The organism is Microvirga sp. RSM25 (assembly GCF_044784385.1).
GTDB lineage: Bacteria > Pseudomonadota > Alphaproteobacteria > Rhizobiales > Beijerinckiaceae > Microvirga > Microvirga tunisiensis.
Map to the genome: position 1 here is coordinate 128,049 of NZ_CP173039.1, position 21,981 is coordinate 150,029.

The window sequence follows — 21,981 nt, forward strand, 5'->3', positions numbered from 1 at the left end:
GCCTTTTCTTTTCGAGCCATGAAGAAGAAGCCGCAGCCGAAAGGTTGCGCCAGGGCAGGGGGCTCTCTACCTAAACCTTAAAGTTCAACAATAGGTTGGTGCCCCATGGATCTCCTGAGACTTGTCGCTTTCGATCCGGAAGATCTTGCCGTTATCTCCGCCCACTTGCAGGATTCCCTGCTCAGGGTGGGCGATATCGCCTATCTGCCCAAGGAACGGCGTTTTGCCATTCAGACCCGCCGTTATGACTGGGAGGCGGCAACCCCCCAGCGCCGGCTGACCTGCATGCATTTCGAGAATGTCACGGGCGTGCGTGTCCGTGGCATCGACCAGACCAACAAGGATGCGGTTCTTAACCTTCTCGCCATTGCCTTCGAGGAGACCAGCGCCCCATCGGGCACTGCCACCTTGATCTTTGCCGAAGGTGGCGCCATCCAGGTGGACTTGGAGTGCATCGAAATGCAGATGAAAGACACTGGCCCCGTCTGGGCTGCCGAAAGCCGCCCCTCGCACGAGGAACAGCTCCAATCGGCGGAGCGCCTGTAATGGCGCAAAGGCTCGATGCGCGGGAGCCGTCCTTCCCGCAGGCTTTCTCTGCTCTCCTCTCGGCCAAGCGGGAGGTGTCGGAGGATGTGGACCAGGCCGTCCGTGCCATCATCGAGGACGTGGTGGTGCGAGGCGACGAAGCCCTGATCGATTTCACCTATCGCTTCGATGGGCTGGCGCTCCAGCCTGAGACCCTGCGCATTTCGGGTGCCGAGATCGATGCCGCCGAGGCCCAGTGCCCGAAGGAGGCGCTGGAAGCTCTCGCGCTGGCAAAGGAGCGCATCGAGACCTACCACCGGACGCAGCGCCCGCAGGATTCCATGACCACGGACCCGCTCGGGGTCACGCTGGGCTGGCGCTGGACCGCGATCGAATCCGTCGGGCTTTACGTGCCCGGCGGCCGGGCGAGTTATCCCTCCTCCGTCCTGATGAATGCGGTGCCGGCAAAGGTCGCAGGGGTACCCCGCATCGCCATGGTGGTGCCGACCCCGAAGGGCGAGACGAACCCGCTCGTTCTGGCGGCTGCGCGCCTTGCCGGCGTCGACGAAGTCTTTCGCGTGGGAGGCGCGCAGGCGGTGGCTGCGCTCGCCTATGGTACCGAGTCCGTGCGGCCGGTCGCCAAGATCGTCGGTCCCGGGAATGCCTATGTGGCGGCCGCCAAGCGCCGCGTCTTCGGCCAGGTCGGCATCGATATGATTGCCGGTCCCTCCGAGGTGCTGATCCTGGCGGATGCCCACGGCAATCCTGATTGGATCGCCGCCGACCTTCTGGCCCAGGCCGAGCATGACCCCGCAGCGCAGTCGATCCTCGTCACGGATAGCCCTGCTCTCGCCGATGCGGTGGAGAAGGCGGTCGAGCGCCAGCTTCAGACCCTGCCCAAGGCGGAGATCGCCGGCGCGAGCTGGCGCGATTACGGCGCCATCATCCTGATCGATCGTTTGGAGAACGCCATTCCCCTGGTGGACAGGCTTGCTCCTGAGCACCTGGAAATCGAGACGGAGAATGCAGAGGAGCTTGCCTCCAAGGTGCGAAATGCAGGTTCGATCTTCCTCGGCAGCCACACGCCTGAAGCCATCGGCGACTATGTGGGCGGTCCGAACCACGTGCTGCCCACGGCCCGGTCCGCCCGCTTCTCGTCGGGCCTGGGCGTGCTTGACTTCATGAAGCGAACCTCGATCCTGAAATGCGATGCGAACGCTCTGCGTGCGCTCGGCCCAGCGGCGATTACGCTCGGGCGATCGGAAGGGCTGGAGGGGCATGCGCGGTCGGTCGCGATCCGCCTGAATCTCTAAAGGGCGAGCGGAGGGGGGATGGCGAGCGAAGCGAAGGAGCGGACCCGGCTGGTCGCCGTCACGCTCGACGAGGCCTCCATCGGCCGCGGCAATCCCGATCAGGAGCATGAGCGGGCCATCGCCATCTATGACATTCTCGAAGAAAACACCTTCGCCCTGCCGAATTACGACGGTGGGCCTTATGCGTTGCGCATCTCGCTCATCGAGAAAAAACTCTGCTTCGAGGTCACGGCACAGGACGGCGCGCATCTCGTTTCGCATCACCTGTCGCTGACGCCGTTCCGCAGAGCCATCCGTGATTACGAGATGATCTGCGACAGCTATTACCAGGCGATCCGTTCCGCCTCGCCGGCTCAAATCGAAGCCATCGATATGGGGCGGCGCGGATTGCACAACGAAGCGGCCGAACTCTTGATGAAGCGCCTGGATGGCAAGCTGATCCTCGATTTCGATACGGCGCGCCGCATCTTCACTTTGATCTTCGCGCTGCACTGGAAGGGCTGACGCTTGGACGAGCCCCGCTCGAAACGGATCCATTCGGTTCTGTTCGTCTGCGCCATGAATGCCGTGCGCTCCCCCATGGCGGAAGCCATTGCGCGCCATTACTTCGGCAAGTCGATTTATGTGCAATCCGCCGGCGTTCGCAAGAGCGAGACGGATGGGTTCATGGCATCGATCCTGGCCGAGATCGGGATTGATGCATCCAAGCACAAGCCGCGCACGCTCCAGGAGTTGGAGGAGTGGGAGGGGCTCAACTTCGACCTCATCATCTCCCTCTCTCCGGAGGCGCATCACGCAGCGCTGGAGCTGACGCGCACCATCGCCGCCGACGTCGAATACTGGCCGACGCCTGACCCGACGATCACGCAGGGCTCGCGCGAGCAGGTGCTCGATGCCTATCGCAATATCCGCGACGGATTGATGTACCGCATCCGTCTGCGGCTCAAGCAGAGCTCATCCAAAAGCCCTGATGATGGAGAGGGTGCCTAGGCCCACCAGGAGACCGACGATGTCGATCCGCGTCACGACCATCGCCACAATGGCCGCAGTGAGGGCAATGCTCGCGGGCAGACCGTTGTCGATCACCACCGGCAGGATCGTTGCCAGGATGATGGAGCCGGGCAGGGCGCGCAGGCCCCGCTCGATGCGCGGCGTAAGCCGGACCCGACTCATGACCACGACCCCTGCGATGCGGCACAGGAACGTCACAAGGGTCATTGCGGCAATGGCGAGAACGGGTCCCCATGGGCTCTCGATGACGGCACCGAGCGAGTTCATTCGACCAGTATCCCGGCTGCGACCCCGGCCAAAGCGCCGGCGATGATGAAGACATAGCCGGGCACGAGGGCATGGACGACAAGGGAGACCAAGCCGGCCACGAGCCAGGGCAGGGCGGGCTTTGCGCCCTTCCACAGGGGCACGAGCATGACGCCGAAAAAGATCGGCATGACGAGATCGAGGCCGAAGCGCCTCGGCTCCGGCACGAGGGCGCCGGCGAAGAAGCCAGTGAGCGTTGCGACGAGCCAGACCAGCCAGAGGATGATTCCGCACCCCAAAAGCACACCCACATCGCGGCCGCCCTCGCTGTGATAGCGGGTGCCGACGAGCCAGCCCGCTTCGGTGAGGAGAAAGAGGTTGAGGGCAGTGCGGGCGAGCGGCTCATCCTTGAGCCAGGGCTGAAGGGTGGCGCCAAGAAGGATCATGCGCGCATTCACGACTGCGGTGACGGTCATGATCGTGAGGATCGTCGAAGGCGTCCAGACCTGCTGCCAGATTTCGAGCCCGACCATCTGGGAGGCACCGGCATAGACGAAGGCGGAGAGGCCGAGTGTTTCGCCGAGCGACAGGCCCTTCTGGGCCGCTGCCGTGCCGAAGGCCACGGCAAACATGATGAAGCCCGGAAAGGCGGGTAGGGCGGCACGGGCGCCGTGCCGAAGACCTGCAGTGGAAAAATGAGGGCGGAGAGCGGGGGACATGAGCGTCACGCTCTGTGCCGTCCCGCATCCCCGCCGTCAATTGGAGATTAGTGTCTTGTGGGCGAAGGAGCCGATGCTCTAGCCGACGGTGCCGTTGACCATCGGGTAGATCTCGAGGAATCCTTCGTAGATCATCTTGAGCGACACGTAGAGGATGATCGCCAAGCCGACATACGCGATCCAGCGGTAGCGCTGGAGCAGGCGGGCGATAAACGAGGCTGCAATGCCCATGAGGGCGATCGACAGAAGCAGACCGAACGCGAGGATGTAGGGATGCTCGCGTGCGGCGCCGGCCACCGCGAGCACGTTGTCGAGGGACATCGACACGTCGGCGATGATGATCTGCCAGGCAGCCTGGGCGAAGGTTTTGCGCGGGACGCCTCCGGCAATGGTGCCGTCCTCGTTGATGTCGCGACCTTCCAGAGCCTCCTCTGCGGCATGCTGTTCGGCCTCATGGCCGGTACGCAGTTCTCGCCACATCTTCCAGCAGACCCAGAGCAGTAGGATGCCACCGGCGAGGAGAAGGCCCACGATCTGGAGGAGCTGGGTCGTCACCAGCGCAAAAATGATACGCAGGACGGTGGCGGCCAAGACGCCGAGCAGGATCGCCTTGTTGCGCTGCTCCTTGGGAAGACCGGCGGCGGCCAGGCCGATGACGATGGCATTGTCGCCGGCGAGTGCGAGATCGATGCCCACGACCATTAGGAAGGCGACGACCTCGGGTCCGAAAAACTGCGAGAGATCAAACATGCAGTGCCTCATATGTCGGGTTGGGAGCAGCGCATGCGAAACGTTCAAAAAGACGCATCTGGCACTGGCCTGGTCCGGAATTCCTCGGACCGGGAGCCGAAATGCAGGCAAAACCGTCTTTTTGAACGAACCCAGGCCGCCCTGGTTTTCATCCAGTCCGACATCGCCGCTCCTATTCTAAGAGCGACCAGAGGGGCCCGGCCTGGCTACAGGGGTCCATCTAGACAAGATGCCGCGGAGGATCAAGTGATCTCCCGCGGGGCTCTGGCTACTGTCCTATAGTTTAATAGACGTTTTCTCAGGGGCTGTTCATTCGAACAGGTCTTGTTGAGAAGCATTCTCTGCAGGACATCAGAAGCTTGATCCAGGCTGCGGCCTCGGGCCATATCGGTCTCAATAACCTTGGGCGCGGGATGCGCCTGCTGGGAGGTCGTCCATGTCTGTTCTCCATGAAGGCTCCGAGCCTCCGCGGCATCGCGGACCGGTGCGTGCCCCGCAAAGCTTGGCGGGTGGCCTGCTTCTCATCGCACTAGCCGCTCTGGCGCTCTGGCTGACGCAGGATCTCGACCAGGGCACGCTTAACGCCATGGGCCCGGCCATGCTGCCGCGCTGGCTCGCAATCGGAGTCGGCCTGTCCGGCTTGGCTCTGCTGGCCGCGGCCTTCCTCAAGAACGGCGATCGTCTGGAGCGCTGGAGCCTGCGCGGCCCGGTTTTCGTCATCGGAGCCATCCTGGCCTTCGCCCTCACGATCCGCCCCTTCTCCTTCGGCGGCGGCCTGACCACGCCAGGTCTTGGCTTGCTCGTCGCCGGCCCCTTGGCGATCATCCTCGGCGGCTTCGCCACCCCCGAGGCGCGGTTGCGGGATCTCGTGATCCTGGCCTTGAGCCTCACCCCGTTCTGCATGGTGCTGTTCGGCGACCTGTTGAACCTACCCATCCCGGTCTTCCCGCAGGCCCTCACCGGCCTGTTCCCCGCCGATTGGTCGCAGAAGGCAGTGCTACGGGCCACGGCCGCCATCATGGCTGCGGTAGCCATCCTGGTGTTCCTCACCACGCGCAACCGTCGCCGGGCTCCGGTCGATGTCGCCGACCATAGCGGGAGAATCTGATGGGTGATTTCTTTGCCAACCTGAGCCTCGGCTTCGGCGTTGCCCTGACCCCGATCAACCTCGGGCTCGCCTTCCTGGGCTGTCTCGTCGGTACGCTGATCGGCGTGCTGCCTGGCGTCGGGCCGATCGCCACCATCGCCATGCTGCTGCCGATTACCTTCGGGCTCGATCCGACCGGCGCCCTGATCATGCTGGCCGGCATCTATTACGGCGCGCAGTACGGCGGCTCGACCACGGCGATCCTGGTCAACATCCCCGGCGAGGCCACCTCCGTGGTCACCGCGCTCGACGGCCACCAGATGGCCCGCCAGGGTCGTGCCGGCGTGGCGCTCGGCATCGCGGCCATCGGCTCCTTCTTCGCCGGCACCGTGGCGACCCTGGTCATCGCGGCGCTGGGCGCCCCGCTCACCGGCCTCGCCTTGATCTTCGGCCCAACCGAGTACTTCTCGCTCATGGTCATGGGTCTGGTCTTCGCGGTTGTGCTGGCGCGCGGCTCGATCCTGAAGGCCATCGCCATGATCCTGGTCGGCGTGCTGCTGTCCACGGTCGGCACCGATCTCGAGACCGGCGAGGAGCGCATGACCTTCGGGCTGCCGTTCCTGGCCGACGGCATCGACTTTGCCGTGCTCGCCATGGGTATCTTCGGCATCGCTGAGGTCATGCGCAACCTCGACCATACCGAGCACCGGGATGTGATGCGCCAGGCCATCGGCCGCCTCTTACCGAGCAAGGAGGACTTCAAGCAGTCCTACAAGCCCATTCTGCGCGGCACCTTCATCGGGGCGATTCTGGGCATCCTGCCGGGCAACGGCGCGGTACTTGGGCCGTTTGCCGCCTACACGCTGGAAAAGAAGCTCGCCAAGGATCCGCGCCGCTTCGGCCGCGGCGCCATCGAGGGCGTGGCCGGGCCGGAATCGGCCAACAACGCCGGGGCGCAGACTTCGTTCATTCCGCTGCTGACGCTCGGCATCCCGCCAAACGCCGTGATGGCCCTGATGGTCGGCGCCATGACCATCCACGGCATCATTCCGGGCCCGCAGGTGATGACCAAGAACCCGACCCTGTTCTGGGGCATGATCGCCTCGATGTGGGTGGGCAACCTGATGCTGCTCATCATCAACCTGCCGCTGGTGGGCATGTGGGTGCGGCTGTTGAAGGTGCCGTACCGGCTGATGTTCCCGGCGATCCTGATGTTCTGCTGCATCGGCATCTACTCGATCAACTCGCTGCCCACCGATGTCATGTTCATTGGGCTATTCGGCTTCGTGGGCTACGCGCTGATCAAGTTCGGCTTCGAGCCGGCCCCGATGCTGCTCGGCTTCGTACTCGGCAAGCTGATGGAGGAGAACCTGCGGCGCGCGCTGATCATCTCGCGCGGGTCGCTGGAAACCTTCATCGACCGTCCGATCAGTGCCGGCCTGCTCGCCGTCGCCGCTATCCTGCTTGTGATTGCCCTCCTGCCCTCCATCCGGAAGGGACGCGACGAGGTGTTCACGGAGTAGCTTGCCTTCGATCCAGCCTTACCCACATGTAAGGCCATAACTTATCCAGGGAGGAAAACTGATGAAGAAAGTTGTACTGGCTCTTGCCGCTGTCGCCGGCTTGGCCGCAACGGGCGTCCAGGCCCAAGGATACCCCACCCGTCCGATCACCATGATCGTGCCCTTCGCGGCCGGTGGCCCGACGGACGTGATCGCCCGCATCGTCACCGACCACATGAGCCGCACCCTCGGCCAGCAGATCGTAATCGAGAACGTGGCGGGCGCCGGCGGCACCACGGGCATCACCCGCGCTGCCCAGTCCCAGCCCGACGGCTACACCATCATGATGGGCCACATGGGCACTCACGGTGCTGCGCCGGCCCTGTACCCGAACCTGAAATACGATCCGACCAAGGACTTCGCCCCCATCGGGCTCGCGGCCGGCACGCCGATCGTGATCGTGGCCAAGAAGGACTTTCCGGCCAATGACCTGAAGAGCTTCCTCGACTACCTGAAGGCCAACGCCGAGAAGGTGAACATGGCCCATGCAGGCGTGGGCTCCGTCTCCCATTCGACGGGCATCTTCTTCAATTCCGTGGTCAAGGTGAAGCCGACCATGGTCGCCTATCGCGGCACGGGTCCAGCCCTGAACGACCTGATGGGCAACACGGTCGACTTCATGACCGACCAGATCGTCAACGTGGCTCCGCAGATCCAAGGCGGGAACATCAAGGCCTTCGCCATCGCGACCCCCGAGCGCTCCCCGGTGCTGCCGAACGTGCCGACCACCAAGGAAGCCGGTCTTGAGGGTTACGAGGTCAGCGCTTGGAACGCCGCCTTCGCGCCGAAGGGCACCCCCGGAGGTGGTCAAGAAGCTGAGCGACGCGCTCATCAAGTCTCTCGAGGACGAGAACACCAAGAAGCGCCTCCTGGAGCTTGGCGGCGTGATCCCGAGCGCGACCGAGCGGACCCCGGAAGCCTTGCAGAAGCTCGTCGAGAGCGAGGTGGCCCGCTGGACTCCGGTTCTCAAGGCTGCCGGCGCTACGGCCGAATAGGCTTTTCAAAGCTTGAGCATTCAAGGCGGCGGGCCCCAGGCCCGCCGTTCTCATTTCGGGCTTTGAGATCTCGAACAGGACTTGAAATTGCCCGCCCGGGCGATTACACCCTGCCTCACGTGCAGCCGTAGCTCAGTTGGTTAGAGCACCAGATTGTGGATCTGGGGGTCCCCCGTTCGAGCCGGGGCGGCTGTACCATCTATAAAAATAGAGCTTTCCGCGCTTTCGAACCTTCGACCTATGCTCCCCCTTGGGCGCCGGGCTAGACGTTCTGGTTCCTTCAAAGACCTCCCAATCGGTTATAAAATGCTCGGTGAGCATCCGGTCTCCCTGGGCTTGTCCGACCTGCAATTCAGTCACTGAAGGTGGCTATTGCTCGGCTTTGTGGAGTAAATTTTTCCTGTTAAGCTGAACAGGAGATTTGGATCGGTTACAGACTGCCGATTGTGTCATCCTCGACGGGAGGGCGAATATTCGGTCCTATGAGGCGGATAGACCGGGTGCCGAGGCGGTGGCAGACATCGTCGTGCCTGACTTGTCTCATGCCTGCGTGTCCTTCGGAGTGACGCACGCCCCGAATTGAGCGGCACCGCTACTCTTTCTCTAAAGGCACCTGGCCGCGTGCTGACTAGTATGATCGCGCTCGATTCCTGGTCGGAGATTCACGTCATGGCGACATATCCGGGATTTCTCCGTGCAGTGCGCAATGAGAGCGCTGAGACCATCGACTGGCGCTACTACCAGAACACGGCCGATGGAGAGCCGGTCACCATCACCTACAATTTCATGACGGGTCCCATGGGTCCCGCTTGGTATGGCGATCCGAATTATCGTTTCAAGGCTTACTCGGCCCTTGACAAGGCTCTCGTGGAGACCGCGCTTCACGCTTTCGGCGAAATCTCAGGCGTGACCTTCGTCAGGGACAATTCACAGAACGCCGATTTGATGTTCGGCCGATTCGACATCAGCGGCAGCGTCCTTGGCTATGCCGATATGCCATGGGTCAACAAGACGGGACCCGTTACTCAAAGCAGTCAGCTCATCATGATCGACGTCGATCAACCACTGACCACGGCAAGCTGGGGCTATCAGGTGGCGCTGCACGAAATCGGGCATGCCTTGGGATTGAAGCATACCTTCGAAGGACAGAGCCGCCTTTCGCCAGCAGAGGATAACATCGACAACAGCGTGATGTCCTATACGGAGGGCGCCACGTCATATGGTCTTGGGCCTTATGACATCATGGCTTTGCAGAGCATCTACGGGCCGGCCAAAGGGCGCCTAGGTTCATCGACCTACAAATTCGGCGCCAATAAAATCATCTGGGATGGAGGAGGGATCGACACCATCAGCGCGTCCCACCTGCATGAGAAGGTCACCCTCTATCTGGATGACGGCACGCAAAGCTACTTCGGAAGAAAGCATGCGATCCTGGCGAGCAAGCAGGTCTGGCTTGGACATTTCACCATGATCGAGAATGCTGTCGGCGGTACTGGAAACGATGCGATCTACGGCAATGAGCTTGCGAACGACCTGAAGGGTGGATCAGGCAATGACAGGCTGTCCGGCCGTACTGGCGATGACCGGCTCCACGGCGGCAGCGGCAATGATCATCTTTACGGAGGCGCGGGCGCAGACACCCTCTATGGCGGTCCAGGCAAGGATCGATTCATCTTCAAGACGCTTAATGAACTTGGATCGTTAAGCTCCTTCGATCGTATTCAGCAGTTCGATAGGAACGATGTTTTGGATTTCCGCTCCTTCGATGCCGATCCGGTGGCGCCCGGTCGCCAGAAGATCATGTTCACCGGCAATTTCAGCGCAGATGTCGAGCATCAAGCTGCGGGCACAGCATATTATAACAGGGTCACCGACACGCTGATGATCGAAACGACAGGTGACGGCGTCGCCGATTATCAATTGGCGATCAAGGGTGTGGACGTGCTGAAGTCCGCTTATTTCTTTGTCTGAGCGCCTGCGCCCGATGGATGAATCTTCGCTGAAAAATTATCGGATCTCTCGGGAATAAAGCCTAGGCCCAGCTGTCTTTGGCAGGCGGTTCCGTCCGGAGCCTCTGACCAATCTGCGGGGGAGGAGTCCGTTGCCTCCTGCAAATCCTGAGATCGCCGACGATCCTTTCGAGGGGCTGTACCTACCGGTGAGCGCTTGGAAGGCCCTTGAGGAAGCGCACATCACCAGCCTCGAACAGCTCAAGACCATGGTGCCCGTCATCGAGCAGATCCATGGTATCGGGCCGGAGATGGCTCAGGTGATCAGAGACAGAGTTGAGCTGTTGGCCACACGGCGAATTGTACGGGTCAGGCTGATCTTCCCGAAGCGGTCTCACCGCGAAAAATGACGCATTCAATGGAGAGCGGACACTCGTGATCCTTCCCGATCCCTCCATGCATTGTGCAGCGTGGTCATGGACTGAATTGGCCTGCAGTGTCACAAAGTCGGGGCTATCACCCTCGCACGAATCGAAATAGGACCGGGACATGCGGGGAGACTTGGCAAGAAAGGCCTGCCTCGGAGAACCAGGCAAGGCCAGAGGCTCACCATGGAAACAGGATTAGCGGCTTCCGAGGCACGTCGGACACGGGCCGGCGTTCTTTATGCCTTGGCCGCATTCTTCATGTGGGGCTTGGCCGTTCCGCTTCACTTCAAGCTTGTCTCAGCCGTGCCGGCCCTGCAGATCCTCGCTCACCGCATCGTCTGGGCGAGCGTGTTCGCGCTGGGCCTGATCCTCATCGGCCGGCAATGGCGCAAGCTTGTTGAAGCGCTGACCTCCGGCAGCCGGCTCCTGCTCTTGTGCCTATCGGCCGGTCTGATTGCCATCAACTGGCTCATCTATATCTGGGCCGTCAATTCCGGCCATCTCGTTCAGACGAGTCTCGGCTATTTCATCAACCCGCTTCTGAACGTCGCGCTGGGCGTCCTCTTCCTTCGGGAGCGGCTGAACCGGGCGCAGATAGCGGCCTGCATGATTGCTGCGCTGGGCGTGCTTGCCCTCGCCGTCTCCTCGGGTGAGATGCCGTGGGTCGCGTTGGCTCTGGCTTTCAGCTTCGGCTGTTACGGTCTCGTCAGGAAGATCGTACCGGTCGCGCCTCTCATCGGCTTCTGCATCGAGTCGCTTCTGCTCACTCCCCTGGCCTTGGGCTACCTCGTTCATACGGCCGTAAATGGCCAATCCGTGGCATTCCGGGGCGATCTGCGCCTTGACGCGCTTCTCATCCTGACGGGGCTCAGCACCGCTTTGCCCCTCATCTGGTTTGCGGCGGCCGCTCAGAGGCTGAAACTCTCCACCATCGGCCTGCTGCAATATCTGGCGCCATCATGCCAACTTGCGCTTGGGGTCTTCGCTTATGGAGAGGCCTTCGGGCGGATCGATGCCATGGCTTTCGGGCTGATCTGGCTCGCTCTTGCGATTTATACCGTGAGCGCCCTGAGGTCCGCTCCTCCGGTGCCAAAGCCGGCGAGCGCCGGTTAAGGAGTTGGAGCGCCACCCAGGGAAGGGGCAAGCTGATGAGCCGGTGGACTTTTTGAAGGCTTGGCCCGATGCTGTGGACCAACCGCGGCCGGGCCTGCGCGAAGCCTTTCAGATCAGGCCCTGAACAGGATGCTTGTCTGTGATACGTGGGCACTTATGGAGCAAAGTGCTGGCAGCAGCCTTTTATGGCGTGGTTCTCCTATTCCTGGCTTCCGCAGGCTCCCTAGGAGCCAAGGCTCAGTCTGCGCCGGCTCTAAGCCCTCCGCCACCCCAGGTTCAGCAATTGCTGCAGCTCCTGCAGGATCCCGCCGTCCGCTCGTGGATCGACGAACAGCGGAAGCCTCCCGTCGCGGTGACGGCATCTGAACCCGAGCCGACGACATCTGAGATGATGATGCAGCGGATCACGGGCCTGCGGGAGCGCCTTGCAGCCTTGGCCGCTGCCATGCCGCGACTGCCGGACGAGTTCCGGAACGCGTCCGGTCGGCTCCTTGGCGAACTCCAGGGGCGAAGACCAGTTTCCGTGTTGCTCCTGGTCATCGGGTTCCTGGCCCTGGGAACCGGCGCCGAGCGGCTGTTCCGCAGAGTGACGGCCTCGTCCAGGAAGCGGGTCGTGACCCGGCCGGTGAACGCTACCTCCGAGCGACTGCACGCGATCGCCCTGCGCTTCGTTTTCAACCTGGCCGACATCGCGATCTTTGCAGTCGGGAGCATCGGGGCGTTCCTGGCACTCGATTGGCCGCCGCTTCTCAGGCAGGTCGTGGTGGCCTATCTTTTTGCCGCCGTCATGTTGCGTCTGGTCCTGATGGCAAGCCGGCTCCTTCTCGCACCCGATCATGCCGCCCTGGAGGATGCTGAACGGTTCCGCCTGATCCCGATGGGCAGGGCAGCCGCGCAATTCTGGCATCGGCGGTTGGCCCTGTTCGTCGGCTGGTTCGCCTTCGGATGGGCCACCGTCGACGTGCTCAAGATCCTGGGCTTCACGCCGGAGGCGCGCGCCGTGGTGGCCTATATCCTCGGGCTGGGGCTTCTCGTCATCGCTCTCAACGCTGTCTGGACACGGCCCCTGCCGGGATCGAGCGAAGTCTCGGAGACCAGGGCGCCGAGGCGTATGTCTCATACGGTGGTGGCCAGCCTGTTTTCCGTCTATTTTATTCTTATCTGGGGTCTGTGGGTGGCGGGCCTCATGGGCTTCTTCTGGCTCGCCTCCGTCGCTTTCCTGCTCCCGGCCGCGATTACCATCACCGAGAAGGCAAGCCGCCACGCCCTTCGCCCGCATGAGGGCTTGGGAACCTCGGGGCAAACGGGATTGATGGCGGTCTATCTGGATCGCGGAATCCGGGCGCTGCTCATTGCCGGAGCAGTGCTGCTGCTGGCCGATGCCTGGCACATTGATCTGGTCGAGATGACAAGCCGCGACACGCTTCTGACCCGCCTCATCCGGGGCGCCCTGAGCGCCGTGGTCATCCTGCTCGCTGCCGATCTGGTTTGGCAGATGACAAAGACCTTGATCGATAAACGGCTCACGCGCGCGCAATCTGCCACCTCCGTGAACAGTGAAGTCGCGTCGCGAGAGGCAAGGCTGCGTACGCTCCTGCCGATCTTTCGCAATGTGGCTTTCGCCGTTCTGGCAATCGTCGCCGTGTTGATGGTTCTCTCCGCGCTGGGAGTGGAAATCGGTCCATTGATTGCGGGCGCAGGCATCGCGGGCGTAGCCATCGGCTTTGGTGCGCAGACACTGGTCAAGGATGTGATCAGCGGCGTTTTCTATCTCCTCGACGATGCCTTCCGGGTCGGAGAATACATCCAGAGCGGCAGCTACAAGGGAACGGTTGAATCTTTCTCCTTGCGCTCGGTCAAACTGCGCCACCATCGCGGGCCGGTCTACACAGTTCCTTTCGGCGAGCTTGGGGCAGTGGAGAACATGAGCCGGGACTGGGTAATCGACAAGTTCCAGATCGGCATCACCTATGACTCCGATCTGGAGAAGGCACGCAAGCTCATCAAGAATATCGGTCAGGACATGGCTGCCGACCCGGAGTTCGCTCCGAACATCATCGAGCCTCTGAAGATGCAGGGCGTAGAGCAATTCGGGGAGTTCGCAATTCAGATCCGCTGCAAGATGACGACACGCCCAGGCGAGCAATTCGTGATCCGCCGCAAGGCCTTTGCCCGCATCAAGCAGGCATTCCAGGACAACGGGATCAAATTCGCGGTCCCGACGGTTCAGGTCGCCGGCGGCGGCGGGGAGGCGGCGGCAGCCGTTGCGCAGGAAGGGCTTCAACTCGTCAAGCCGGCGGGCGCGGCAGAATAAGTCTCACCGCAGAATCAGCGGAAAGCAGGATGTGAAAAGATCGCCCTGGAAAGACGATCGTCTTTCCAGGGCGAGTTCGCCGTTGGTTGGAATGTCAGCTCACTTCAGCATGGAAGCGACGTTGTCCTTCGTCACGCGGTCGATACCGGCATAGACGATGTCCTGAACCTTCTCGCCTTTCTTGAGCTGCAGTAGGATGTCCATCGCCTTCTCGCCCATCTCGTAGGGCCGCTGTCCGACGAGAGCGTTGGCATAGCCGTCGCGCAGCAGCTCGAGCTGGACTTTCAGGGTATCTGCCACCACGAGCGTGAACTTGTTCTGGTCCATGGCAGCCTTGTTCTTGTTCACGAAGCTCTTGTAGGCCTCCGGAACGAACATCGGCCAGCCGCCGACGGGAACGATGGCGGCGAGATCCGGATTGGCGGTCTTGAGATCCTGCATCTGCTGCACGGCGAGCGCGAGATCGTCATTGCAGTAGGTGGGCGAACCGGACACTTCCGCCCACTTGGACCCTTTCAGAGCATCCCGCACGCCCTCGACGCGCTCCTTCAGGTTGGCGGCCGCCGGACCGCCTGACACCATGGCGTATTTGCCGCCTTCGGGCCGCAGCCTCAGGAGCTCCTCGCCAAGGGCGCGGCCCATGGCCCGGTTGTCGGTACCCACATGCGCCTGGCGCGCGGAGCTCGGCGCATCCGCGTCGAAGGTGATCACCGGAATGCCGGCATCGCGAGCTGCCTTGATCACGCGTACGGCTGCGGCTGCATCCGATACCGAAATGGCGATGCCGTCGACCTTCTGACTGATCAGATCCTGAATGATCTGCGCCTGGCTTGCCGGTTCATGCTCCACCGGGCCCTTGTAGATGCATTCGATATTCCCGAGTTCCTTTGCGCGCTTGATGCATCCGTCGCGGGAGAGATCGAAATAGGGATTGTTCATCGCCTTCGGAACGATGGCGAATTTGTATGTCTGCTGTGCCATGGCCGGGGCGGTGAGCGCCGCAGCGGCGACTGCGGCAAGGATCAGGCGCTTCATCATGTCTTCCTCCTGGTTGATTGATCGCCCCATGCCTGGGGTCTCGTGACCGGCTTCTGTCGGCCGGTTGTTCGCATCCGCCTTCGAAGCAAGACGTGCTTGCCTCCGACAACGGTATTCAAGACGTCATGCGCAGGGTCCGCAGGCGGTCGACCAGGACCGCGAGGATGATGATCCCGCCGACGAGCACGATCTGCCAATAGGCATTGATACCCGCGAGCACGAGGCCGTTGCGGATGACTTCGATCAGAAGAGCGCCGATGACCGCTCCGGCCGGCCCGCCTATGCCGCCGTTGAGGTTCGCGCCGCCGATGACGGCCGCGGCAATGATCGTCAGTTCATATCCCGTGGCCAGATTGGCCGGAGCGGAGCCGAGCCACCCAACCATCAGGATGCCGGCGAGTCCGGCGGAGAGGGCAGACAGCACATACACGGCAATTTTGACGCGCTCGACCGCAATGCCGGTGAGGGCTGCGGCCTTCTCATTGCCGCCGAGCGCGAAGACATGCCGCCCAAAGGCCGTGTGATGAAGGATGACGCCGATGATCGCAGCGAGAACGAGAAGATAGATGACGGCCACTGGAACGCCGGCGATGTTGCCGTCCGTGATGTCGTAGAAGAGGTTCACGTCCGGCCCGGTCGGGGCCTGCCCACGGCCCTCCGTGACTGCATAGGCGAGGCCGCGGACGATCGAGAGCATGCCGAGCGTCGTCACGAAGGGAGAGAGCCCCACGCGGGCGATCAGCAGGCCGTTCGCCAAGCCAATCAGCAGCGCGACACCAAGGCCCGCTCCGAGCGAGACCACCATGCCCGCAAGCGGAATGCTGTCGAGCACTGTGCCGCTCACCGCCTGCATGACGATGGCGCAGGTGATGGCCGACAGCGCCATGGTCGAGCCGACGGAGAGATCGATGCCGCCGGTGACGATGACGAGGGTGACTCCCAGCGTCACGATGCCGACGAAAGAAAAGTTCTTGGCGACATTGGCCAGGTTGCCGGGGCTGAGAAAAGCCGAACTTAGGAAGGACATCACGATCATGATGACGATGAGGGCGGCCGCTACATAGGCGGTCTGGCTCGCGAAGAAACCGCGCCGCCACCAGCGGGCCCGCCCCACATTCGAGAAGTCGCTCGTTTCCGTGCCGGTTGCTGGAGAGAGTTCGCTCATCACGCCGCTTCCTTGGCGCCCGTAATCAGCGCGGTGACTTCCTCGGGGCTCGATTCGCTGATCGGCTTGTCCGCCACCTTGGTTCCGCGGCGCATCACGACCACCCGTTCGCATACCGAGAACACATCCGGCATGCGATGCGAGATCAGAATCACGGCGATGCCTGCATCCTTCAGGCGGTGGATGAGATCGAGGACCTCGGCCACCTGACGAACGGAAATCGCCGCGGTCGGCTCATCCATGAGGATGAGCTTGGCCTTGGCGAGGCGCGTCCGGGCAATCGCGACCGCCTGCCGCTGCCCGCCCGACATGGTGCGGACCAGATCGTCCGGTCGTGTCTCGGATTTCAGTTCGCGAAACAGGGCCGCCGTTCTCTGGTTCATCGTGGCGTGGTCGAGAAACGAGAACGGCCCGACCTTGCGTTTCAGTTCGCGCCCGAGAAATACGTTGGCGGCCGCCGTCAGGTTGTCGGCGAGGGCTAGATCCTGGTAGACGACCTCAATGCCGACCGAGCGGGCATCGATCGGTCTGGTGAAATGAACCTCTTGGTCCTCGAACAGAACTTTGCCGTGCGAGGCCGGGAAGTTGCCGGCGATGATCTTCACCAGGGTCGATTTGCCGGCACCGTTGTCGCCCATCAGACCGACGACTTCTCCGGGCTTGATCGTAAGATTGACATGGGACAGGGCCCGGATGGCGCCGAATTCCTTCCCGACGTCTTGCAGGACGAGGAGTGACAAGAGCGTTCCTCCCTTTATATCAGGCTATCGCCTGTGCGGCGTCTTTGCGCCATCGTTGATCTAAGCACGGGGCCCCGTGCGATGTCATCTGCACCTTTGGTGAAAAAGATGCGAGCGAAGGCGATCTCACCTCAGATCGTTCCGGTACTTGCGGCGTTTCAATAAGGCCAGGCGTTCTTCCCCTGAACGCCCGTATGTGAGGGTGAAACTTTGCCGTTCATGTTCGGTATCATGCCTCCTGCTCATGATGGCTCACATCGAGCTTGTAGAAACGGCTCGCATTCGCTCCGAAGACCATGTCGTGATGGCTGACGGGTACGAGCGTCTGACACATGGCGAACCAATCCCCATAGTCGCCGGCAAGCCTGAGAACGGGCCAGTCGCTGCCCCAGATGAGGCGCTCCGGGCCAAACAACTCCAGGAGAGTGCCGGCATAGGGCATGATCGATGCCGCATCGCGCCGCTCTCCGGCCTCCGTGAGAAGGCCCGACAGCTTGCAATGAACATTGGGGAGGGTCGCCAAGCCGGCCATGGATTCGCGCCACTGGCGGATCTCGCCTGTTGCGATGCGAGGCTTTGCTCCATGATCAATCACGATGGAAAGGTCAGGGTGGCGCTTGGCAAAGGCCGTCAGCGCCCTCAGGTGCTGCGGCATCACCAGGGCGTCGAAACGCAGATCCGCCTCTTTCATGGCTGCGATGGCAGGATCGAGATGCGGGTCATCGATCCAGTCGGGATCCGGAATATCCTGCAGCATCGGCCGCAGGCTCTTCAGTTTCGGATGCGCCGCGAGGCGGGCGATATCGGCGGAAGCATCGGAGGACTTGAGATCGACCCAGCCCACGACGCCAAGGATGAAGGAGTGTTGGTCTGCCAGTTCCAACATGAAATCGGTGTCGTCCAGCGTCGGAAGAGATTGCACCAGGACCGTGCCGCCGATGCCGCAGGACCTTAAGGTCGGCTCCAGATCGCGCGGCATGAAATCGCGATGGATGTCTGCCAGGTCCGGCGGCGGCCACTGGCCCTTTCGGTTGCGCATCAGCCAGAAATGCTGGTGAGCATCGATCCGCATGGGGCTCATTCGCCTTTGCCGGGGAGGGGGGCGGCTTCGTTCACCAATCCGAGCTTCCGGAGCGCTGTCCAGAGTTCGGCCGGGATGGCGCTTTCGAACCAAGCCGCATTGGTCTGAAGCTGCCGAGCGTTGCAGGCTCCGACCACACAAGAGACAACCGCCGGATGAGCCATAGGAAATTGAAGGGCCGCCGCAGGAAGTGGGACATCGAAATCGTCGCACACGGCTTTCAGGGCCTGGACGCGCTGCACCACATCGGGCGGCGCATCCTGGTAGTCGAACTTGTTGTTTCCGACGAGGATGCCGGAATTGAAAGGACCGGCGACGACGATACCAGTTCCTGCGCGAACGCATTTCTCCAGCAATGGAAGGCTCATCTGCTCCAGCAGCGTGTAGCGGCCCGCAAGCATCACGACATCGAGATCCGCCTCCTGCATGGCATCGTGAACGACCTCCGCCTCGTTGACCCCGAGGCCGATGGCCGTGACGCGTCCACTGCGACGCAAATCCAGGAGCGCCCGGAACCCGCCGCCGGCGGTGAGCTGGCGCCAGTAATGCTCATGCCGGTCGCCATGGGTGTAGCGGCCGATATCGTGAATGTAGAGAATGTCGATCTTGGTGATTCCGAGGCGCTGCTGGCTGTCCTCAAAGGATTTCAGGATGGCGTCATAGGTGTAGTCGTAGGTAGGGCGGAACGGAAGAGGGCGGACCCAGCTATTCTCTTCATCGCTGACCCCGTCATCGGGCACCATCAGGCGCCCGGCCTTCGTGCTGATGACGTAGCTATCCCGCGCGCGGTCGCACAGCAAAGCACCGAGGCGGCGCTCGGATCGCGTGTAGCCGTAATAGGGAGCGGTGTCGAAATAACGAATTCCCTGGTCCCAGGCGGCTTCCGTGGCGGCCTGAGCCTCGGCATAGCTGGTGGGGCTATAGAGCCCACCCATCGGCGCACTCCCAAGACCAAGCGCGGTGAGGGGCAGATCTCTGCGAGGAAGGGCGCGGCGATCGGAAATCTTCATGACAGACCCTCGGTCGGCGGGCGACAGGAAACAGCCAACCGCTGAGCCCTTTCAGGCCCTGTCGGCGTGCCGGTGCAATGACGAAGATGGGCTGTCAGGCCTCGCATGTTCCTCCCTCTGCAACATGGCCCGTCTTCTGCAGGGCTCTCTAATGGCTCGAATTGGTCAGGCCAATCCGAGCGCTATAGGAATATGGCCGGGAGTAATAATTGGTCAAGTCGAAAGGATAGGCAGGTGGTGCTAGCCCGACCCTCATTGTCAGGTTCCGGAGCGAGGCTTATGGTCAGGCCAATTTCAGGTTCCCGCTCATGTCGATCCCATTCAAGCCAATAGAGACCAGGCGCCTTTATCAGCAGATCGCCGATCAGATCCGCGGCCTGATCCAAGGAGGCCAGTTCGTGCCTGGCGCCCGCCTTCCTGCCGAGCGGGATCTCGCGCACCAATTGGGCGTTTCGCGCCCGTCGCTCCGCGAGGCGCTGATCGCTCTCGAAATCGACGGGAGCGTCGAAATCCGTTCCGGATCGGGCGTCTATGTCTGCACACCGGTCGAACGGCCGGCCCATATGATCCGCTCGATGGGGGAGAGCCCATCGGAACTCATGCAAGCGCGGGCGGCTATTGAGGGGACGGTTGCTGCTCTTGCCTGCGCGCGTATGACACCGGAAGGGCTTGCTTCCCTTTACTCAACGATTCAAGCAATGCGAATCGATATTGCCGATGGACGCGACCCGCTCGAGCAGGACCGCCAATTCCATCTCGCCATTGCGGGCTTGTCGGGCAATTCGGTGCTCGTGCGTATCGTGCGCGACCTGTTCGATGAACGCCATAGCCCCATTTCCGCTCAGCTGAGCGTCAGATTCGACAGCCGCGAAGGTTGGCGCGCCGCTCTTTCGGAGCATGAGTCGATTTATGCAGCCCTGGAGGCTGCGGATCCGCTTCTGGCGCAAGCTGCGATGCGGATGCATCTCGACGCGTCGAAGAAGCGTTGGCTCGGGGATTGACGCGAGGCCGACGGCGCTTTGGACGTTACGTACACCATAAAGAAAAAGCGGCTCCGGTCTGGACCGGAGCCGCTTCAAAAAGCTCGATCTGAATCGCTTAGATCACAAGGAAATCGGCCGCCGTGAGCTTGGCGAAGTTCTCGATGACGGCGAACTTCACCGCTGCCGTCGAGCCCGTGCCGTCCGCATCATAGGAGAGCACGCCTGTCTTGTCGTTGTAGATGATGCGATCACCGGCATCCAACGCCTTCGTGCCGATGACGAAGCTGCTCGAGGAGAGCGCGCCGTACTTGAGCTTGGTGAACGCCGTGTCGTTGAGGCGGATCGTGTCATCGGCGACACTGAAGTCGACGATCACGTCCACATTAGCGCTGCCCGACTTGGTGTCGAAGGTGAAGGTGTCCTTGCCTGCACCGCCTATCAGCACGTCGCTGCCGTTCTTGGCCCAGATCTTGTCATCGCCGCCCTTGCCGTCGATCAGGTCGTTGCCGGACGTGCCCGTCAGGCTGTCGGCACTGCTCGTGCCATTGACCGTCTTCGTGGTGGTGGGCCGCGGCGAGGGCGTCGGAGTGGGTGTCGGGGTCGGGGTTGTCTCAGGTACGTCGGTGACCTGGAAGGTGACCGCGCCGGTGTCGGTGTCACCATCCACGTCCTTGGCGGTGTAGCTGAAGCTGTCCACACCGGAGAAGTTGGCCTTCGGCGTGTAGACGAAGGAGCCGTCGACGTTGAGCTTTATGCTGCCGCCCTGAGCGGTCGCGAAGGTGCCGGCAATCGCCGCTTTGCCGCCATCGGCCGCAATGTCGTTGGCGAGCACGCCCTGGGCTGCGGAGATTGTGAGAACCGTGTCCTCCGTCGCAGCATAGGTGTCGTCTGTCGCGGTGACAGGCTTGTCGCCCGCCCCAGGTGTCGGATTCGGTGTCGGTGTCGGCTCCGTCGGCGTGGTGCCGGTGCCGTTGTGGTTGAAGCTCAGGGCATAGAACGAGGTCTGGCCGTAGCCCGAACCATTGCTCTCGTTCGCACCCAGATAAGCGCCGGCCTTGAAGTAGAACGTATCCGACTGCCACACGCTGTTGATCTTGCTGACCGACTTGTAGATCTGGCCGTCGGCGAAGACCGTCACCTCGAGGTTATCGCCCTTGGCGTTGATCGTGTAGGAGAAGCGTTCGTCCAGGGACACGTCAGGCTGCTGGCCCGAAGCGTTCACGAAGTAGAACTTCGTCTCGCTGTTGTTGGAACCGGCCTGATCGTTGGCGAAGTAGAGCTTGCCGTTCTCCCAGTAGAGACGGACCAGTTCGTCGTCTTGGCCGTGGATCTGCCCGACGACGATCTTGCCGCCAGCGCCATCGCGGTTCGGAGCGGCGTCGACTTCAAGGGTGGCGCTCATGAAGCCGCCGGTCTGGAGGTTCCAGGCGGCGTTGGCAGTGCCGTTCATCTCGCGCAGCTCGGAGCGGGCATAGGAGGAGCCGCTGGTGGTAGCGCCCTCGACGGGAGCCACGAAGGTCATGGCGCCGTCGGCCGCAGTGTAGAAGTACTTGGAATGCTGGTAGCCAGAAAGATTTTTCACTTCCATGGCGGTGCCGCTGAATTGGCCATTCGAATCCACAGGAAGGGTGATCTTCCAATTGGACAAGTCAAAGTTGCCGCTCGGTGCGACAGAAGAATTCAAAGCCATGTTGTCTGCCCCATAATTGAGCGAGCCTCTTTTCCGAGGCTTCTGAATAAGAATTGTGCAGTTCTATTGAGAGTTTGCCAGGATGCTGGCGGAAAGTGACACGGATACGCACAGTTAGGAAGAAGCGTTAATCTACACGCTGACAATACTGCGGCACTTGAGAGTTATATCTCGCTATCCGCTTGTGGTGTTCTGCTAATGGAATAAGGCAACATCGTGGCATTGCAGGAAGAATTCAGCTTGCAGGTAAGTATTCTGTCGC

The 21,981-nt window shown here is 61.9% G+C and carries 20 protein-coding genes, 1 tRNA gene and 1 pseudogene; 13 read left to right on the top strand and 9 right to left on the bottom strand.

Annotated features, from left to right (window positions below; all coding sequences use genetic code 11):
* Positions 1-105 precede the first annotated feature (105 nt).
* From ACD578_RS00565 to ACD578_RS00580, 4 genes are read left to right on the top strand one after another with little or no spacing between them, the layout of a single operon-like run.
* Positions 106-546 carry a DUF2948 family protein gene (locus tag ACD578_RS00565; protein WP_404289940.1) on the top strand — a complete coding sequence of 147 codons (441 nt, stop codon included), beginning with the start codon at positions 106-108 and terminating at the stop codon, positions 544-546.
* Positions 546-1,838 carry a histidinol dehydrogenase gene (hisD, locus tag ACD578_RS00570; RefSeq protein WP_404289942.1) on the top strand — a complete coding sequence of 431 codons (1,293 nt, stop codon included), beginning with the start codon at positions 546-548 and terminating at the stop codon, positions 1,836-1,838. The genes ACD578_RS00565 and hisD overlap by 1 nt, the downstream gene beginning before the upstream one ends.
* 18 nt (positions 1,839-1,856) lie before the next feature.
* Positions 1,857-2,342 carry a UPF0262 family protein gene (locus ACD578_RS00575; protein WP_152713128.1) on the top strand — a complete coding sequence of 162 codons (486 nt, stop codon included), beginning with the start codon at positions 1,857-1,859 and terminating at the stop codon, positions 2,340-2,342.
* Positions 2,343-2,345: 3 nt separating this feature from the next.
* Positions 2,346-2,828, top strand: a complete 483-nt coding sequence (locus tag ACD578_RS00580) for a low molecular weight phosphatase family protein (protein WP_152713129.1) — start codon at positions 2,346-2,348, stop codon at positions 2,826-2,828.
* Here ACD578_RS00580 and ACD578_RS00585 read toward each other — a convergent pair.
* The 3 genes from ACD578_RS00585 to ACD578_RS00595 form a co-directional block, all read right to left on the bottom strand.
* On the bottom strand, positions 2,793-3,116 hold the full coding sequence (locus ACD578_RS00585) for an AzlD family protein (protein ID WP_404289944.1): 324 nt from the start codon (positions 3,114-3,116) through the stop codon (positions 2,793-2,795). The two genes, ACD578_RS00580 and ACD578_RS00585, sit on opposite strands and share 36 nt — an antisense overlap.
* A complete protein-coding gene (locus ACD578_RS00590; protein WP_404289946.1) occupies positions 3,113-3,814 on the bottom strand; it encodes an AzlC family ABC transporter permease in 702 nt (233 codons plus the stop codon). The genes ACD578_RS00585 and ACD578_RS00590 overlap by 4 nt, the downstream gene beginning before the upstream one ends.
* A gap of 78 nt (positions 3,815-3,892) precedes the next feature.
* Positions 3,893-4,564, bottom strand: coding sequence for a TerC family protein (locus tag ACD578_RS00595; protein ID WP_404289948.1), 672 nt, complete (start codon positions 4,562-4,564; stop codon positions 3,893-3,895).
* 436 nt (positions 4,565-5,000) lie between these two features.
* On the opposite strand from ACD578_RS00595, the gene ACD578_RS00600 reads away from it, so the two are divergent.
* The 8 genes and pseudogenes from ACD578_RS00600 (at position 5,001) to ACD578_RS00635 (ending at position 14,012) form a co-directional block, all read left to right on the top strand.
* Positions 5,001-5,672, top strand: coding sequence for a tripartite tricarboxylate transporter TctB family protein (locus tag ACD578_RS00600; protein WP_404289950.1), 672 nt, complete (start codon positions 5,001-5,003; stop codon positions 5,670-5,672).
* Positions 5,672-7,174, top strand: coding sequence for a tripartite tricarboxylate transporter permease (locus ACD578_RS00605; protein WP_404289952.1), 1,503 nt, complete (start codon positions 5,672-5,674; stop codon positions 7,172-7,174). Before ACD578_RS00600 ends, ACD578_RS00605 begins: the two co-directional genes overlap by 1 nt.
* A 61-nt stretch (positions 7,175-7,235) precedes the next feature.
* Positions 7,236-8,208: pseudogene (locus tag ACD578_RS00610) on the top strand (tripartite tricarboxylate transporter substrate-binding protein).
* A gap of 121 nt (positions 8,209-8,329) precedes the next feature.
* Positions 8,330-8,406, top strand: a tRNA-His gene (locus ACD578_RS00615).
* 435 nt (positions 8,407-8,841) lie between these two features.
* Positions 8,842-10,179, top strand: coding sequence for a M10 family metallopeptidase C-terminal domain-containing protein (locus ACD578_RS00620; RefSeq protein ID WP_404289954.1), 1,338 nt, complete (start codon positions 8,842-8,844; stop codon positions 10,177-10,179).
* A gap of 130 nt (positions 10,180-10,309) precedes the next feature.
* Positions 10,310-10,567 (top strand): hypothetical protein, encoded by a 258-nt coding sequence (locus ACD578_RS00625; RefSeq protein WP_404289956.1) that lies wholly within the window; start codon positions 10,310-10,312, stop codon positions 10,565-10,567.
* Positions 10,568-10,768: 201 nt separating this feature from the next.
* Complete coding sequence (rarD, locus tag ACD578_RS00630; RefSeq protein ID WP_404289958.1) at positions 10,769-11,698, top strand: EamA family transporter RarD; 930 nt, start codon at positions 10,769-10,771, stop codon at positions 11,696-11,698.
* A gap of 283 nt (positions 11,699-11,981) precedes the next feature.
* Complete coding sequence (locus tag ACD578_RS00635) at positions 11,982-14,012, top strand: mechanosensitive ion channel family protein (protein ID WP_404289960.1); 2,031 nt, start codon at positions 11,982-11,984, stop codon at positions 14,010-14,012.
* Between the two features lie 99 nt (positions 14,013-14,111).
* Here the strand turns inward: ACD578_RS00635 and ACD578_RS00640 are convergent, their stop codons facing one another.
* The 5 genes from ACD578_RS00640 to ACD578_RS00660 all read right to left on the bottom strand — a co-directional run bounded on the left by ACD578_RS00640 (position 14,112) and on the right by ACD578_RS00660 (position 19,046).
* Positions 14,112-15,047 (bottom strand): sugar-binding protein, encoded by a 936-nt coding sequence (locus ACD578_RS00640; protein ID WP_404293628.1) that lies wholly within the window; start codon positions 15,045-15,047, stop codon positions 14,112-14,114.
* A gap of 118 nt (positions 15,048-15,165) precedes the next feature.
* Complete coding sequence (locus tag ACD578_RS00645) at positions 15,166-16,215, bottom strand: ABC transporter permease (protein ID WP_404289962.1); 1,050 nt, start codon at positions 16,213-16,215, stop codon at positions 15,166-15,168.
* Positions 16,215-16,955, bottom strand: coding sequence for an ATP-binding cassette domain-containing protein (locus tag ACD578_RS00650; RefSeq protein WP_404289964.1), 741 nt, complete (start codon positions 16,953-16,955; stop codon positions 16,215-16,217). Before ACD578_RS00650 ends, ACD578_RS00645 begins: the two co-directional genes overlap by 1 nt.
* 229 nt (positions 16,956-17,184) lie before the next feature.
* The gene (locus tag ACD578_RS00655) at positions 17,185-18,027 is read right to left on the bottom strand and encodes an amidohydrolase family protein (protein ID WP_404289966.1); all 843 of its coding nucleotides are present in this window, start codon (positions 18,025-18,027) and stop codon (positions 17,185-17,187) included.
* 5 nt (positions 18,028-18,032) lie between these two features.
* A complete protein-coding gene (locus ACD578_RS00660) occupies positions 18,033-19,046 on the bottom strand; it encodes an aldo/keto reductase (protein WP_404289968.1) in 1,014 nt (337 codons plus the stop codon).
* A 308-nt stretch (positions 19,047-19,354) separates the two neighbouring features.
* Here ACD578_RS00660 and ACD578_RS00665 point away from each other — a divergent pair, with 308 nt between their 5' ends.
* Entirely contained in the window at positions 19,355-20,047 is a 693-nt protein-coding gene (locus ACD578_RS00665) for a FadR/GntR family transcriptional regulator (RefSeq protein WP_404289970.1), read from the top strand.
* A gap of 97 nt (positions 20,048-20,144) precedes the next feature.
* On the opposite strand, the gene ACD578_RS00670 is transcribed toward ACD578_RS00665, so the two are convergent.
* Positions 20,145-21,719 (bottom strand): polysaccharide lyase family 7 protein, encoded by a 1,575-nt coding sequence (locus ACD578_RS00670; protein WP_404289972.1) that lies wholly within the window; start codon positions 21,717-21,719, stop codon positions 20,145-20,147.
* Positions 21,720-21,981: the final 262 nt, after the last annotated feature.